Here is a 14,551-nt window from a genome sequence, read left to right on the forward strand (position 1 = left end):
ACCTCACGCTGTTCCGTTTTTCCCCCGCCGTTGCCGATGACCTGAACCGCCTCGACGAGGCGCTGGCCGAACACCGGCTGCGCCCGTGCGGGCCGCTGGAAATGTTCACCAAGGGCTTCGTGCCGCCGGTCGGGCGCGGCGAGAGCGAGCCGCTCACGCACACGGTGAAGCAGTGCACCCTGCTGACCGTGGGCGGCGAGGACAAGCTGCTGCCGGCCGCGGTGATCAACGACGAATTGCAGCGCAAGGTGCAGAAGATCGCCGAGGAAGAGGGCCGCAAGGTCGGCGGCCGCGAGCGCAAGCGGATCAAGGAAGACCTGCTCACCGAACTGCTGCCGCGCGCCTTCGTGCGCAATTCGCGGATGTCCGCTTATGTCGACAAGAAGCACGGCTGGCTGGTGCTGGACACCTCCAGCCGCAAATCGGCCGAGAACGCGCTGACCCAGGTCCGCGAGGCGCTGGGCAGCTTCCCGGCGGTGCCGCTGGCGCCGGAGGAGGGCCCGCGCGTGCTGATGACCGACTGGCTGGCCAACGGCAACCTGCCGGCCGGGCTGACCCTGGGCGACGAGTGCGAATTGCGCGACCCGGCCACCGCCACCGGCGCGATCGCCCGCTGCCGCCGGCAGGACCTGGACGCCGAGGAGGTCAAGGAGCACCTGCGCAACGGCAAGCAGGTGTTCATGCTCGGTCTCACGTTCGATGAGCGGATCAGCTTCGTGCTGGGCGAGGACCTGATCGTGCGCAAGCTGAAGTTCCTCGACGTGGTGATGGACGAACTGGGCGACAGCCAGACCGACGCCCATGCCGAGCTGGACGCCGGTTTCGCCCTGCTGACGCTGGAACTGGAGCGGCTGCTGGGCAAGCTGGAGGAGTGGTTCGGCCTGCCCCGTCCGGCCGACGGCTGAACGAAAAAATTCATACCGCCCGGTCCACGGGCGCGCCATACTGGGCGTCCGGCGACCTGCGGGCAGCCGGATTCCCCATCTCTGATCTGAATAGGCCCAGGCAAGAGCAGGCAGGATCATGGCGCAGCATCTGGAAGGCGACTGGCTGGAACTGGCAACCGTGGGCGGCAGCATCATCCGGGTGCTGAAGACCGCCCATCCGCGTGCCCGCCGGCTGCGCCTCACGGTAACGCCGCAGGGCGCGCGGGTGACCTATCCGCTCGGCACCCACCCGGCCCAGGTCAGTGCATTCCTGCGCAGCCACGCCGGCTGGCTGGAGCAGAAGCTCGACGAGCTGAACCTGATCGTGAAGCCGTTGCCGCCGCTGCGCGTGGGCTATCCGTGCAATTTCCCGCTGCGCGGCGAGCTGGCCGAGCTGGACTGGGCCGAGGGCGCCTATCCGAAGATCGAGCCGCACGCGACCGGGCTGACCCTGGTGATCCCGCGCCCGCACACCCGCGCGCTGCCGATCGCCCGCGGCCTGCTCGCCTCGCACCTGGAAACGCTGATCCGCCGCGACGTCTCGCGCTGGCTGGCCGGCTACGTGCCGCAGCTGGGGCTGGCGCCGACCTCGCTGCGGATCCGCCCGATGAAGAGCCTGTGGGGCAGCCTGGACACCCGCGACCGCATCAACCTCGACCTCGCGCTGGCGCTGGCGCCGCCATCGGCGCTGCGCTACGTGCTGGCGCACGAGCTGTGCCACCTCAAGGTGCGCAACCACTCGCCGCGGTTCTGGACGCAGGTCGGGAACCTGTTCCCGGACTGGCGCGAGCAGCGCGACTGGCTGCGCCAGCACGGCGCGATCCTGAAGGCGGAGCTGGACCGGCTGGTCGCCGACGTGGCCGATTGATGCCCGCGGGCGACCCGTTTCAGCGGCTCCTGGGCTGCCGCACGTAGCGCGTGCCCAGCAGTACGTCCCACAACGGCGTGGTGACCCCGAAGTTGCTCTCGGGGTGGTAGTGGTGCACATGGTGGGCGGCGGCCCAGCGCCGCAGCAGCGGCTGCCGGAAGCGCACGTGGTGGATGATGAAGTGGCTCAGGCCGTAGACGATGTAGCCGAAGGTGATCGCGCCGGCCAGCAGCAGGGCAAAGCCGGTCGGCATGAGCAGCACGAACACGCCGGCCAGCGCCAACAGCACCGCCGGCGGCAGGAAGAACGGCAGCGAGTCGTAGCCCAGCGGCCGCGCATGGTGCTGGTCGTGGCCCTGCGCGAACAGCGGGACCCGCGTGTGGAACATCCAGCGGTGGAAGAAGTACTCGATGAAGCTGAAGGCGAACAGGCCCAGGCCGATCGCCAGCAGCGCGGTCAGCGGGCCGCCCGCATGCCTTTGCCAGCCCAGCACCAGCAACAGCACGCACAGCACGCCGTCCACGCCCAGCTCGGACCAGTAGTTGGCACGGGTAGCGGACATCCGCATCACCGCGTCCACGAAGATGCGCCAGGGATTCCGTTTCATCGCTTGCTGCACTGTCCTGCCTTCACGCGCATGGGTACGCCATGACCACGGCGTCACGACGGCATTCTCCCATGTTGTCATACGCAATTCACAATGATGCGCTAGGGAGGGGCGGAACCGTTCAGCAACCGACGATGGCGGCGCCGGGGCTCAGTGCGACAGCGCGAAGCCGGTGAGGATCTGCGTGGTCTGCTCGGGCTTTTCCAGCATCGGCATGTGGTTGCAGCCGTTGATGGTGCTGGTGCTGATCGCGCTGGCGGCGGTCAGGCCGTTGCGCAGGCTGTCCAGCGCGGAGATGTCCACGATGCGGTCGTCGTGGCACCACAGGCCCAGCACCGGCATGGTGAGCTGGCCGAGCCGATTCTGCACGGAGAGGTATTGCGACGGCACGCGCAGCTCGTCGAAGGTGCGCTCGATGAAGGCGCGGTCGCGCCGGTTGCGCTCGACGAACACGTCGGCGAAACGGCCGGGCAGGTCGAGCGGTTTCTCGAAGGCCAGCGCGATGGCGCGTTCGAAGCCGGCGCGGTCGTCGAACACGAACGGGTTCCTGCCGGCCAGCGCGTCGCGGTCGAACCCGTTGACCTTGCCCTTCAGGCCGAACGCGTCGACCAGGGCCAGTGCGGCCACGTGCTCGGGATGTGCGCTGGCGTACACCCCGGCGACCGCGCCGCCCATCGAGTGGCCGACCAGCACGAAGCGCTGCAGGCCCAGCGCCTGCACGAAGCCGTCGAGGCGCGCGGCCTGCGCGTCGATGTTGTAGCTCGCGCCGGCGTCGCGCGAGGATTCGCCCCAGCCGGGCAGGTCGGGAATGATCAGGTGGAAGTGCGGCGTGAGCCGCTTCGCCGTCTGCAGCCACACGCTCTTGTCGGCATCGAAGCCGTGCAGCAGCACGATGGTCGGCCCCTGGCCGCCCTCGTAGTAGATCCAGTGCGTGTCGCCGACCTGTACCGCCTGCTTGTCCAGGTGCGCCGCCATCGCCTGGCGCGCAGTATCCGCTTGCATCAGCCATTGCGGCGCGAACAGGTAGCTGCCGCCCAGCACGATCGCCAGCAGCGCCGCCAGCCACGCCAGGAATTTCAGCCGGCGCCACAGCATGCGTTTCCAGAGCGGGGTGGTGCTGTTCGTTGATGGCGGCATGGCGGCCTCCTGGATGGGTCGTGGCTGGGAATACTCCCTCCCCTGCATCGCAGGGGAGGGTCGGGGTGGGGTGCTCTTGATCCTGAGCCAAGAGCTTCACCCCCTCCAACCTCCCCCTGCTGAGCAGGGGGAGGAGCATGTGGGTTATTTCGCCTTCTTCGCCTTGGCGATGATGCCTTCGACCACCTGCTGGGTCAGCGGGTGGTAGCCGGCCTTCGCCCTGGCGTAGACCTGCTCGGCGTAGGCCAGGCCTTCCGGCGTCTTCACGAACGCCTTGTACAGCGGCGTGGTCAGGTAGATGCGGCCGATCCGGGTCATGTGCTCGGCGGCGGCGCTCCACACGGCCTTGTCGCCGGCGGCAATCGCGTGGCTGTACCAGCGCATGCCGATCTCCGCGTTCGGCGTGCCGGTGAGGTGCCAGGCGGCGTCGAGTTGCTGCAGCTTGTCCAGCGGTGCCACATCGGGCAGGCGGTCGAGGAAGTACATCCACTCCTGCGTGTTCCAGCCCTTGGCGTCGAGTTTGCCGGCGGCCAGCGAGCCTGCGAGAAAATCGCTGCGTTCCTGGTCGATCGCGTTGAAGCGCGGCGAGTCGGGCAGAGGCGCATCCTTGGGGATGCCCTCGCCGTAGACCCAGGCCTTCACCTCGTCCCAGCTCATCTTGCCTGGGTACTTCTCGATCAGGTTCGGCTTCATGTAGTCGAGCATCTGTTCGGTGGTGATGCTATGAAACGCGAAGTGGTGGAAGTAGCCCTTCAGGTACGCGTCGAACGGCTCGCGGCCGAAGCGCTGCTCCAGCGTGCGCAGGAACCACGAGCCCTTGTCGTAGGCCACGTCGGACAGCGCATCGTCGGCGCCGATGCCGCGCGGGTCGGGCGCCAGCTTCTGCGCGTTGGCGGCCATCGCGCCGATGCCCTTCTGCAGCGCGCGGGCGGACAGCAGCGCCTCCTCGTCGGCCAGCGCCTTGCCGTACACCGCCTCGGTGATGCGGCCCTGCACGTAGGTGGTGAAGCCCTCGTTGAGCCAGATGTCGCGCCAGGCGGCGCTGGTCACCAGGTTGCCCGACCACGAGTGCGCCAGCTCATGCGAGACCAGCGAGACCAGGCTCTTGTCGCCGACCAGCACGGTCGGCGTGGCGAACGTCATGTTCGGGTTCTCCATGCCGCCGAACGGGAACGACGGCGGCAGCACCAGGATGTCGTAGCGGCCCCACGCATACGGGCCGTACAGCTGCTCGGTGGCGGCGATCAGCTTCTCGGTGTCCTCGAATTCGTGCGCGGCCTTGTCCACCACCGACGGCTCCGCATAGACGGCCGAACGCGGCCCGGTCTCCTTCACCGCCAGGTCGCCCGCGGCGATCGCCAGCAGGTAGGACGGGATCGGGTGCGGCTGGTCGAAGCGGAATTCGCCGTCCAGCGGATGCTTCGCGTCGTTGATCGCGCTCATCGCCACGCGCACGTCCTTCGGCGCCTTGACGCGGGCGTCGTAGGTGAAGCGCACCGCCGGCGAATCCTGCAGCGGCACCCACGAGCGCGCGTGGATGGATTCCGACTGCGAGAACATGAACGGCAGTTTCTTGTCGGCGGTCTGCGCCGGGGTCAGCCACTGCAGGCCGGACGCCTCGGGCGAGGTGGTGTAGACGATGCGCACCTGCGCCGGATGCTTCGGCGTGGCGATGGTCAGCTTGCTGCCCAGCGCCTTGTCGCGCGGCGCCAGCGCGTACTTCAGCGGCGTGGCCTTGCCGTCAGCCGCCAACGCCTCGACCCTGGCGATCTTCAGGTCGCGCGTGTCCAGCACCAGCGACTGCGCCTTGGGGTTCTTCCAGTCCAGCTTCAGCGTGGCCTGGCCGTCGAGCTGCCGGTGCGGGAAGTCGATCGCCAGGTCCAGGTCCAGATGCGTCACCCGCACCTGCTCGGGTTGGGCGTACGAGTTCGGGTCGGTGGCGTAGGCCGCCAGCGGCAGCAGCAACGTGCCGAAGGCGAGGGCGGGCAACAGGCGCATGGGGGAGTCTCGTGCCGGAAAACCCCAGTATGCCATTGCCGCCGTGGCGGCTACCCCGGAAGAGGGCGGAGGCAATCAAATGCCGCCCTTCGTTCTTGGCCGGCCGCGTGGCCGGCAGACTGCGGGCCGGCCCGATGTTTTCTCCGTTTAATTACCTCCGCCCCTTAAGTTCCAGTTCCATGCCTCAGCAGTATCGGTCCGCCAGTCGGTCCGTTGCCTGCACCAGTTGGTCCACGATCGCCGGGTCGGCGGCGCTGTGGCCGGCCAGCACCACGTGCAGGCTGGCGCCGGGCCAGGCCTGGCTGAGGTCCCAGGCGCTCTTCACCGGGCAGATGATGTCGTAGCGGCCGTGCACGATGGTGGTGGGGATGTGGCGCAGGCGGCCGATGCCGCGCAGCAGCTGGTCGGGTTCGAGGAAGATGTTGTGGCGGAAGTAGTGCGCCTCCATCACGGCCAGGCTGACCGCCCTGTGCGGGTCCTCGAAATCGCCACCGGCGTCGGGGTCGTGCAGCAGGGTGGTGCTGCCGCCTTCCCACGCGCTCCATGCCTTGGCCGCGGCGAGCCTGGTGGCTTCGTCGTCGCTGGTGAGGCGGCGCCAATAGGCGTCCAGCATCGAGCTGCGTTCCTGCTCGGGGATGAAGGCGAGGAAGCGTGCCCAGCGCTCGGGGAAGATCTGCGAGGCGCCGCCGTCGACCTCGTTGAACCAGCGCAGCTCCTGCGGCCGGCCCAGGAAGATGCCACGCAGCACCAGCCCCAGCACGCGTTCGGGATGCGTCTGCGCGTAGGCCAGCGCCAGCGTGGAACCCCACGAGCCGCCGAACACCACCCAGCGCTCGATCTCCAGTCGCTCGCGGATCGCCTCGATGTCGGCGACCAGGTGCCAGGTGGTGTTGTCGGTGAGTTCGGCGAACGGGGTGGACTGCCCGGCGCCGCGCTGGTCGAACAGCACGATGCGGTAGCGCGCCGGATCGAAGAAGCGGCGGTGGTAGGCGGACAGGCCCGCGCCCGGGCCGCCGTGCAGGAACACCACCGGCAGGCCGGCGGGGTTGCCGCATTCCTCCACGTACAGGGTGTGGATGGCGTCGATGGCGAGCTGGTGGGTGCGGTACGGCTCGATCTCGGGGTACAGCTCGCGCATGGTGGCGATCTCTTGTGGAGTTTCACCCCCTGCGTGCAGGGGGTGAAGGAAGTTGTCCGGGCTGGCGGGGAAGTCGGGAGTACCCCTCCCCGGCGAGCAGGGAGGGAGTCAAATATCGAACTGCAGGGCGGCGGTGAGGTCGCCCGGCGGCGGGCCGCCGGCGGCGATCATCGCCTGCTCGCGCAGGGTGAGGCCGAGCAGTGTCTGCAGGCCGAAGCGGCGCGTGATGAAGCGGGCGATCGAGCCGGTGTCGTAGATGGTGTGGTCGACGAAACCCTTCTTCGCGAACGGCGACACCACCAGTGCGGGGATGCGCGTGCCCGGTCCCCAGCGGTCGCCCTTCGGCGGCGCCACATGGTCCCACCAGCCGCCGTTCTCGTCCACGGTGATCACGACCACGGCGTGTTCCCACAGCGGGCTCCGCTTGAGCGCGTCGATGATGTGCGCGATGTGGCGGTCGCCGGCGGCCACGTCCGAGTAGCCCGCGTGCATGTTGAGGTCACCCTGCGGCTTGTAGAACGCCACCGGCGGCAGCGTGCCGCTCTCGATGGCGGCGATGAAGCGGTTGCTGGCGGCGCTGTCGCCGGTGCCGCCGTCGCGCAGGTGCTGCGCGCGCGCGGCGGTGCCGGGCGCGAATTGCCGGAAGTAGTTGAACGGCTGGTGGTGGATCTGGAAGTTGGGGCCGTAGGGAAACTGCCCGTGCGCGCCGCGCATGCCGCCGCCGTCCAGCGCCAGCTGCCAGCCACCGGCGTACCAGGCCCAGTCGATGCCCTGCGCGTCGAGCCGGTCGCCGATGGTGGCGTGGCTCTGCGGCGGCAGTGTGCTGGGGTCGGCCGGATCGGCCAGCAGCGAATGGTGCGGGTCGCGGGTGAGGCCGGGCGCGTAGGGCGGGCCGATCGTGTTCACCGCCCAGAAGTCCGGCGTGAGCACGTTGCGCGAGGCGAACTTCGGCCGGCCCTGCATCGCGCTGGCGGGGGAATCCCCGGCCAGCTTCAGCCGGATGCCGGCGGGATCATCGCCTTCCACCTGCGCGATCTGCTGCCTTGCCGGCCCCTGGTCCGCCTGCGGAAAGAACGGCGGCTGCGCGGTGATCAGGTACTGGTGGTTGAGGAACGAGCCGCCGAAGGCGCCCATGAAGAAGTTGTCGCACAGCGTGTACTGCCGCGCGAGCCGCCACAGCTGCAGGTCCGCCGCGCCCTCGGCGTAGCGGCCCATCACCAGCGCGCCGCTGTCGCCCCAGGCGACGAAGCCGTCGTTGCGGCCGCCGTTGATCTGCAACTGGTTGTTGTAGAAGTTGTGGATCAGGTCGCGCGTGACCAGTGCCGGCGGCAGCGGCTCGCCCTCCGGCGTGCGCAGCGCGAACGGCGCGTTGGCGAGGTTGCGGATCGCGTCCTCGCCGATCTGGTAGCGGCGGTTGCCCAGCGTCTGTTCGTGCGGCACCAGGCCGTGCCAGATCGGCGGCAGCGTGTCGAGCGGGCGGCCATCGCGGTCGCGCTGGCGGTACTGCTCCGGCGTCAGCGCGGCCAGCGGCCGCTCGAGGCCGGGGAAATCCGCGAACAGGTTGTTGAAGCTGCGGTTCTCCGCGTAGATCACCACCACGTGGCGGACGTGCTCGCGCAGCGCGGCGTCCAGCGCGGCTTCCGCGGTGCGGCCGGTGCGCGCGGGGCGGCTGCCGGCGGCGATCTGGCGGCCGCCCGCAGCCAGCGCCGCGCCGGCCAGCGCGATGCCGCCGAGCAGCTTGCGGCGGGCGGGATCGGCCGGGGCGTCGGTTTCGGCGTGCGGTGGAGCGGGCGGCAACGGCTTGGTCATGGCGATTCACCTGGGCTGGGCGAATGGAAACGGCACACCGGCAGAAGTATCGCAGCCGTGTGGCAGGCGCGTGGCGGCGCGGCTCAATCGGCGGAGAACTTGCACGCGGCGTCCCACATCGCGCGGTTGATCGCGCGGTTCACGTGGGGCGCCTGCAGCACGACCAGGGTGGTGGTGCTGATGCTGGCGTGGATCTTCAGCAGGCGGTCGAGCACGCTTTCCAGGTGGCTGATCGACATCGCCACCACATGCAGCAGGGCGGAATCCTCGCCGGCGAGGCGGCGGCAGTCGAGCACTTCGGGGATGTCCGCCACGATGGGGCCGATGCGCGCGCAGATGCCGCCGTCGCAGCGCAGCCGCACCATCGCCTCAATGCGGTAGCCCAGCCGCTTCGGCTCCACCACCGCGCGGTAGCCGGTGATCACGCCGGCTTCCTCCAGCCGCTTCACCCGCTCGGCCACCGCCGGCGCGGACAGCCGCACCTTGCGGCCCAGCTCGGCGTAGCCCAGGCGCGCATCCGCCTGCAGCGCCTCCAGCAGTTGCCAGTCCTTGCCGTCCAGTTCCGGCTTGGCTTCGGTGACTTTCGATTCCACGGCGGAATACCTCGTCGATTGTTTCGATCGCCGGCGAAACGTCAGGAAAGCGATGCGATGCATTATTCCCCGGCGCGGCCGGCAAGACTAGGATGCACACTTCCCCGCCCCTGGAATCCGTCCCCATGGATACCGTTGATCGTCTCGATGGCCGTGCCCTGGCCGGCATCGGGGTCGCCCTGCTCACCTGGTCGTCGGCGTACGCCGCGATCGCCTACGCGCTGCCGGCTTTCACTCCCGGCGAGGTGGCGTTCGCCCGGCTGCTGATCGGCTCGCTGTGTTTCGCCGTGTTGCTGCGGGTGAGGCGCGTGCCGCTGCCGGCGCGGCGCGACTGGCCGCAGCTGGCCCTGCTCGGCGTGCTCGGCCTTACCGTGTACCACCTGTGCCTGAACTACGCCGAGACGCGGATCGCCAGCGGCACCGCCTCGATCCTGATCTCGCTGGTGCCGGCGGCGACCGCGGCGGTATCGGCGTGGTGGCTGGGCGAGCGGCTGGCGCTGCGCACCTGGATCGGCCTGGCGGTGGCGCTGGTCGGCACGGTGCTGGTGGTGCTGGCCAGCGGGCAGCGGGTGGAGGTGGACCCGAAGGCGCTGCTGGTGCTGGTTTGCGTGGCGGTGTCGGCGATCTATTTCGTGGGCCAGAAGGAGCTGTTCGCGCGCAACAGCATGCTCGGCGTCACCGCGTTCACCTTCTTCGCCGGCACGCTCGCCGCGCTGCCGTTCGGCTGGCAGCTGCCGCAGGCGCTGGGCACGGCGGCGTGGCCGCGGATCGGCGCGCTGCTGTGGCTGGGCATCGCGCCCACCTTCGTCGGCTACCTGGCCTGGAACATGGCGGTGCACCGCGCCTCCGCGTCGCGGGTCAGCAGCTTCATCTACCTGTCGCCGCCGATCGCCTTGCTGATCGGCTGGCTGTGGTTGCACGAGGTGCCGAACGCGCTGATCCTGGTGGGCGGCGCGGTCACCATCGGCGGCGTGGTGCTGGCGAACGCGCGCCGCCGCGCCGCGCCGGCCGTGGCGCTGGAAGCCTGCGGGCAGGCGCCGCGCTAGCCGGTTGGCAGGAGCCCGCCGGCGGGCTCCTGCCGGATCGGTTCGATCGGATCAGTTCAACCGGGCCAGCCGCAACACCTCGGTATCGTCGGCGTGTTCCAGCAGCAGGCACCGCACGCGGTCCTGCCAGGCCTGCGCGAAGATGGCGCGTTGCTGCGCCGTGGCGGTCGGGTGCAGCGCGATGACCATCAGCTCGCGCAGGTTCGGCGCCGGCGGCACGCGGGACAGGTCCAGGCTCACCGCCACCGTTTCGCCGTTGTCGCGGCGGCTGAATTGCACCGCGTCGGTGGTCGGGGCGGCCGCGAAATCCAGCAGGGACTGCCGCACGAAGCGGCCGCCGATGCCGTGGAAGCCGTTCTCGGCGGCGGCGCCGGTGACCAGGGTCAGCACCTGCGCGATCACGCCGGTGACGCCTTCGTCCGCGGGCCCCGGCATGCGCACCGCGATGCCGCCGCGCTCGGCCGGCTCGCCCGGGTACAAGGCCTGCAGCGCCGTGCGCGCGATCAGCCAGGCGCCGGCCACGGTGGGGCAGGAGTGGCCGGCCAGCCGCACCGCGTCGAGGTAGCTGTATTCCAGCAGGCCGTCCGCGGCGGCGCCGAGGAAGGCGGCCAGCGGGTCGCGCATCGCGATGCGCGGCGCCTGGTCGTAGTACGCGGGGTAGTCCATCACTCCCCCGGCAGGCCGGTGATGCCGAAGTCGATCACCACCGCATCGGCGTCGCGCTGGCGGTAGTTCACCGTGAGGTGGTCGCCCAGGCGCTCGCGCAGCTGGGCGATCAGCGGGATCGGGTCGTGGTCGTTGACGAAGCGCATCGTCTCGCCCGAGCGCAGCGCGCCGATCGCGCCGAAGATCGCCGAGTGGCGGAAGCGCCGGGCCACCCCGCGCGCGTCGAAGAGGTGCACGTTCTGTTCGGAAACGGTGTCGATGGTCATGGCGGAACTCGCGGGGAAAGGAGTTCCAACATACGCCGCGCCCCGCGGCGGGCCACTGATCTGCATCAAGCGTTGGCTACCGTTATTGCGGCTTATTCAAGATGAGCGCGTTTTGTCTGCGTGGAACTTAACCAGCAAATCGTGAAGTTCATCTGCGGGCAGGGCCATGAGCAGCTTTTCCGCTTCTCGCAAGCGTGCGACTGACGTTTTCTCTTCTTCGCCGAAGGAGAAACCAGAAATACCTGAAAGTACAACATGAGGCGCCTGATCGATGACCAGGTAGCGGTAGTCATGATTCGTATAGGTGAGCTGGTAATCGCCACTGGTTTTCAATGCACGCATCAGCTTTTCACGCGCTTCGACCAGCGGCGCGAGCAGACCTGCGTAGATCCGGATCTCATGAATCTGGCGCAAGGCAATGACGAGGATGCCGGCGGTCGGAGAGTCGGCTTCCGCGTCCATCATCTCCGCCGGGATGCCGTGCCAATCTTCATAGCCGCCAATAATCCAGTAGCTTCGTTGAGCTTCATCCTTGAACCATTTGCGACGACTCCCCACGGGTGCAAGCGTTGTGCCCAGTTGCTTGCTTAAGACATCGACGACGGCGCGCCGGTCGGTTTCATCAAACTTGGCATGGTTCACGAGATAGCCCCTTGCTCGTCAGAACAGATGCTTCGTTTCAAGCTGCTGCGGGCATGCTTTCAGGGTCGAGCTGCGTGGGTTTCAGCGCGAGTGGCGTTGCACATAGTCGCGCAGTACGTTGTCCATGCGCGCTTGCCAGCCCTCGCCGGTGGCCCTGAACCAGTCGATGACCTCCGGGCTGTAGCGCACCGAGACGAGCTGCTTCGCACTCGCGGATTTCGGGCGGCCGCGCAGTACCTTCATGGGCACCATCGACTTCAGCTGCCTGGGCGTCAGCGGCTGTGCATCGGGGTCGGCCTTGGCCGCGGCGGTGATCGCCCGATCCTCCTGCACGGAGGGCATGGCGATGGCGGGACGCTTAGATGCTTTGGACATAGTGCTTCACCTCACGACGGTTGGCGCGGCGCAGGCTGATCACCCGCAACGCGTCGCCACGATCCACGAATGCCACGTAGTAGAGGGTCAGGGTCTGCGGCGCGAGCGCGATCATGCGCAACTCGTCGTAGCCGTAGCGATCATCCGCCCATACCAGTGCGGCATCCCAGTCGAGCTCCGCAGCGAGCGTGAGCGAGACGCCGTGCTTCGCCCGGTTGGCCGCGTCCTTGGCGGGGGTCGAACTCGATGCACATGATTTATTGTAGTTACAATAAATGAGCGCGGCAAGCGCCGCCTGGTGGCTCAGAACTTGTACGCGCGGTGGATCGCCACGATGCCGTTGGTGAGGTTGCGCACCTCGACGCGGCCGAAGCCGGCGCGCTCCATCATGCCCTTCAGGGTCGCCTGGTCGGGGTGCTTGCGGATCGACTCGGCCAGGTACTGGTAGCTGTCGGCGTCGCCGGCGAACAGCTGGCCGAGCTTCGGCAGGATCTTGAACGAGTGGAAGTCGTAGAGCTTGCCGAACAGCTCGTTCTGCACTTTCGAGAACTCCAGCACCAGCGCGCGGCCGCCGGGCTTCAGCACGCGGCAGATGTCGGCCAGCGCCTTGTCCTTGTCGGTGACGTTGCGCAGGCCGAAGGCCATGGTCACCGCGTCGAAGCTGTTGTCCGGGAACGGCAGCGCCTCGGCGTTGAGCTGGGCCCAGCGCAGCCCGCCGACCAGGCCGCGGTCGGTGAGGCGGTCGCGGCCCACGCCGAGCATCGCCGCGTTGATGTCGCCCACCACCACCTCGCCCTCGTCGCCGACCACCGGTTTCATCAGCGCGGCGATGTCGCCGGTGCCGCCGGCCAGGTCCAGCACGCGGTCGCCGCGGCGCACGCCGCTGACTGCCACGAAATGGCGCTTCCACAGCCGGTGGATGCCGAACGACATCAGGTCGTTCATCAGGTCGTAGCTGTGCGCGACCGAGGTGAATACCTGGCCGACCAGTTTCTGCTTGTCGCCCACCGGCACGTCGCGGAAGCCGAAGTGGGTGGTCCTGGATTGCGGATCGTTCATGGGCGACATGCTACAGCGTCGGCTTGCCGCCGTCCTTGTAGACGACGCCGTCCTTCATCACGAAGCTGACGCGCTGCATCGCAGTGATGTCGTCCAGCGGGTTGCCCGGCACGGCGATCACGTCGGCGCGCCGGCCCGCGGCGATCCGCCCCAGTTCGTCCTGCTTGTGCAGCAGTTCGGCGGCGTGCGTGGTGGCGGTCTGCAGCACGAACATCGGCGGCATGCCGGCCTGCACCATGTAGACGAATTCCTTCGCGTTCCCGCCGTGCGGATAAACCCCGGCATCGGTGCCGAAGGCGATCTTCACGCCGGCCTTGTAGGCCTTGCCGGCGGTGGCCTGGATGATCGGCCCGACCTGTTCAGCCTTGGCGGCGACCTGCGGCGGATACCAGCCTTCCTTCGCCTTCTCCTCGGCGAACTTGCCGGCGATGATGGTCGGCACGAACCAGGTGCCGTGCTCCTTCATCAGCTTCATGTCGGCGTCGTTCATGTAGGTGCCGTGCTCGATCGAATCGACGCCGCCGAGCACCGCCCGGCGTATCGCCTCGGCGCCGTGCGCGTGCGCCGCCACGGTGAAGCCGTAGTCGTGCGCGGCGGCGACCACGGCCTTGATCTCCTCGAGGGTCATCTGCGCGTTGTCGGCGCTGCTGCCTTCGTCGAGCACGCCGCCGGAGGGCATGATCTTGATCAGGTCGGCGCCGTCCTTGTAGTGCTGGCGCACCGCCTTCCAGGCGTCCTCGGGCGAGTTGATGATGCCGTCCTTCGGGCCGGGGTCGCCGGCCAGGTCCGTGCGGTAGCCGTTGGTCGGATCGGCATGGCCGCCGGTGCTGCCGACGAACTGGCCGGCGCTGAAGATGCGCGGCCCCGGCACGATGCCGGCGTTGATCGCGTTGCGCAGCGCGATGGACTCGTTGTGCGCGTCGCCGAGGTTGCGCACGGTGGTGAAGCCGGCCAGCAGCGTGCGCCTGGCGTAGACCGTGCTGCGGATCGCGTAGTCCGCCGGATCGAGGCGGAACTTGTCGCTGTAGGTGGAGCGGCTGAACTCCATGGTCAGGTGGGTGTGGCTGTCGATCAGGCCGGGCAGGCAGGTCGAATCGGGCAGGTCGATGTACTGGAACGAGCCGCCTGCCGCGCTGGCCTCCTTCCGGTACGGCTCGACGTCCATGGCGCCGGCGTGCAGCTCCCGGATCCGCTCGCCGTCGACCACCACGCTGGTCTCGCCGAGCATCCTGCCGGCGGCGGTGTCGAGCAGGCGCGCGCAATGCAGCACGCGGACGTCGTGGCGGGCCGCGGTGTCGGCGGCCGAGGCGCCGACCGGCAGCGACAGCAGGGCGGCAGCGAGGGCAAGGACGCGGCGTGCGGCCATGGGCAAGGGTTCCGGACTGGGGTGGCGGCCATCTTAGAGCCTGCCCGAGGCCTCC

General features: G+C 68.7%; 16 protein-coding genes. 3 read left to right on the top strand and 13 right to left on the bottom strand.

Going from position 1 to position 14,551, the window contains the following annotated elements; genetic code table 11:
* A partial coding sequence (locus RHOFW104R8_RS13675) for a recombination-associated protein RdgC (RefSeq protein ID WP_153023054.1) occupies positions 1-905 on the top strand: 905 nt, incomplete at its 5' end.
* 118 nt (positions 906-1,023) lie between these two features.
* A complete protein-coding gene (locus RHOFW104R8_RS13680) occupies positions 1,024-1,794 on the top strand; it encodes a M48 family metallopeptidase (RefSeq protein WP_068092785.1) in 771 nt (256 codons plus the stop codon).
* Positions 1,795-1,813: 19 nt separating this feature from the next.
* Here the strand turns inward: RHOFW104R8_RS13680 and RHOFW104R8_RS13685 are convergent, their stop codons facing one another.
* The 6 genes from RHOFW104R8_RS13685 to RHOFW104R8_RS13710 form a co-directional block, all read right to left on the bottom strand.
* Positions 1,814-2,401, bottom strand: coding sequence for a sterol desaturase family protein (locus RHOFW104R8_RS13685; RefSeq protein WP_068092787.1), 588 nt, complete (start codon positions 2,399-2,401; stop codon positions 1,814-1,816).
* 150 nt (positions 2,402-2,551) lie between these two features.
* Positions 2,552-3,496, bottom strand: a complete 945-nt coding sequence (locus RHOFW104R8_RS13690) for an alpha/beta fold hydrolase (RefSeq protein WP_068092790.1) — start codon at positions 3,494-3,496, stop codon at positions 2,552-2,554.
* 186 nt (positions 3,497-3,682) lie between these two features.
* Positions 3,683-5,536 carry a M1 family metallopeptidase gene (locus tag RHOFW104R8_RS13695; RefSeq protein WP_068092794.1) on the bottom strand — a complete coding sequence of 618 codons (1,854 nt, stop codon included), beginning with the start codon at positions 5,534-5,536 and terminating at the stop codon, positions 3,683-3,685.
* A gap of 184 nt (positions 5,537-5,720) precedes the next feature.
* Positions 5,721-6,674 carry a prolyl aminopeptidase gene (gene pip, locus RHOFW104R8_RS13700; RefSeq protein ID WP_068092795.1) on the bottom strand — a complete coding sequence of 318 codons (954 nt, stop codon included), beginning with the start codon at positions 6,672-6,674 and terminating at the stop codon, positions 5,721-5,723.
* A 108-nt stretch (positions 6,675-6,782) separates the two neighbouring features.
* Positions 6,783-8,483, bottom strand: a complete 1,701-nt coding sequence (gene acpA / locus RHOFW104R8_RS13705) for an acid phosphatase (protein WP_068092799.1) — start codon at positions 8,481-8,483, stop codon at positions 6,783-6,785.
* A gap of 83 nt (positions 8,484-8,566) precedes the next feature.
* Positions 8,567-9,076 (bottom strand): Lrp/AsnC family transcriptional regulator, encoded by a 510-nt coding sequence (locus tag RHOFW104R8_RS13710; RefSeq protein WP_068092801.1) that lies wholly within the window; start codon positions 9,074-9,076, stop codon positions 8,567-8,569.
* A 125-nt stretch (positions 9,077-9,201) separates the two neighbouring features.
* Between RHOFW104R8_RS13710 and RHOFW104R8_RS13715 the strand changes: the two genes are divergently transcribed.
* Positions 9,202-10,122: a DMT family transporter gene (locus RHOFW104R8_RS13715; protein WP_068092805.1), complete on the top strand. Its 921-nt coding sequence runs from the start codon at positions 9,202-9,204 to the stop codon at positions 10,120-10,122.
* Positions 10,123-10,173: 51 nt separating this feature from the next.
* Here RHOFW104R8_RS13715 and RHOFW104R8_RS13720 read toward each other — a convergent pair whose 3' ends face one another.
* From RHOFW104R8_RS13720 to RHOFW104R8_RS13750, 7 genes are all read right to left on the bottom strand, one after another.
* Entirely contained in the window at positions 10,174-10,788 is a 615-nt protein-coding gene (locus tag RHOFW104R8_RS13720; protein ID WP_068092808.1) for a hypothetical protein, read from the bottom strand.
* Entirely contained in the window at positions 10,788-11,054 is a 267-nt protein-coding gene (locus RHOFW104R8_RS13725; RefSeq protein WP_068092809.1) for a DUF2249 domain-containing protein, read from the bottom strand. Before RHOFW104R8_RS13725 ends, RHOFW104R8_RS13720 begins: the two co-directional genes overlap by 1 nt.
* 96 nt (positions 11,055-11,150) lie before the next feature.
* A complete protein-coding gene (locus tag RHOFW104R8_RS13730) occupies positions 11,151-11,696 on the bottom strand; it encodes a hypothetical protein (protein ID WP_153021677.1) in 546 nt (181 codons plus the stop codon).
* Positions 11,697-11,777: 81 nt separating this feature from the next.
* On the bottom strand, positions 11,778-12,071 hold the full coding sequence (locus tag RHOFW104R8_RS13735; protein WP_068092816.1) for a BrnA antitoxin family protein: 294 nt from the start codon (positions 12,069-12,071) through the stop codon (positions 11,778-11,780).
* The gene (locus RHOFW104R8_RS13740; RefSeq protein WP_201028729.1) at positions 12,055-12,378 is read right to left on the bottom strand and encodes a BrnT family toxin; all 324 of its coding nucleotides are present in this window, start codon (positions 12,376-12,378) and stop codon (positions 12,055-12,057) included. The genes RHOFW104R8_RS13735 and RHOFW104R8_RS13740 overlap by 17 nt, the downstream gene beginning before the upstream one ends.
* Complete coding sequence (gene ubiE, locus RHOFW104R8_RS13745) at positions 12,375-13,130, bottom strand: bifunctional demethylmenaquinone methyltransferase/2-methoxy-6-polyprenyl-1,4-benzoquinol methylase UbiE (RefSeq protein WP_068093072.1); 756 nt, start codon at positions 13,128-13,130, stop codon at positions 12,375-12,377. Before ubiE ends, RHOFW104R8_RS13740 begins: the two co-directional genes overlap by 4 nt.
* Before the next feature lie 10 nt (positions 13,131-13,140).
* Entirely contained in the window at positions 13,141-14,496 is a 1,356-nt protein-coding gene (locus tag RHOFW104R8_RS13750) for an amidohydrolase family protein (protein ID WP_068092819.1), read from the bottom strand.
* Between the last annotated feature and the right edge of the window lie 55 nt (positions 14,497-14,551).

It is taken from the genome of Rhodanobacter sp. FW104-R8, from assembly GCF_001617365.1.
In the GTDB taxonomy this organism is placed as follows: Bacteria; Pseudomonadota; Gammaproteobacteria; order Xanthomonadales; family Rhodanobacteraceae; genus Rhodanobacter.

Coding starts and splice junctions, on each gene's coding strand:
- RHOFW104R8_RS13685 (WP_068092787.1), bottom strand. CDS start 2,401: ATGAAACGGAATCCCTGGCGCATCTTCGTGGACGCGGTGATGCGGATG.
- RHOFW104R8_RS13725 (WP_068092809.1), bottom strand. CDS start 11,054: ATGACCATCGACACCGTTTCCGAACAGAACGTGCACCTCTTCGACGCG.
- acpA (WP_068092799.1), bottom strand. CDS start 8,483: ATGACCAAGCCGTTGCCGCCCGCTCCACCGCACGCCGAAACCGACGCC.
- pip (WP_068092795.1), bottom strand. CDS start 6,674: ATGCGCGAGCTGTACCCCGAGATCGAGCCGTACCGCACCCACCAGCTC.
- ubiE (WP_068093072.1), bottom strand. CDS start 13,130: ATGAACGATCCGCAATCCAGGACCACCCACTTCGGCTTCCGCGACGTG.
- RHOFW104R8_RS13720 (WP_068092808.1), bottom strand. CDS start 10,788: ATGGACTACCCCGCGTACTACGACCAGGCGCCGCGCATCGCGATGCGC.
- RHOFW104R8_RS13715 (WP_068092805.1), top strand. CDS start 9,202: ATGGATACCGTTGATCGTCTCGATGGCCGTGCCCTGGCCGGCATCGGG.
- RHOFW104R8_RS13750 (WP_068092819.1), bottom strand. CDS start 14,496: ATGGCCGCACGCCGCGTCCTTGCCCTCGCTGCCGCCCTGCTGTCGCTG.
- RHOFW104R8_RS13735 (WP_068092816.1), bottom strand. CDS start 12,071: ATGTCCAAAGCATCTAAGCGTCCCGCCATCGCCATGCCCTCCGTGCAG.
- RHOFW104R8_RS13695 (WP_068092794.1), bottom strand. CDS start 5,536: ATGCGCCTGTTGCCCGCCCTCGCCTTCGGCACGTTGCTGCTGCCGCTG.
- RHOFW104R8_RS13680 (WP_068092785.1), top strand. CDS start 1,024: ATGGCGCAGCATCTGGAAGGCGACTGGCTGGAACTGGCAACCGTGGGC.
- RHOFW104R8_RS13690 (WP_068092790.1), bottom strand. CDS start 3,496: ATGCTGTGGCGCCGGCTGAAATTCCTGGCGTGGCTGGCGGCGCTGCTG.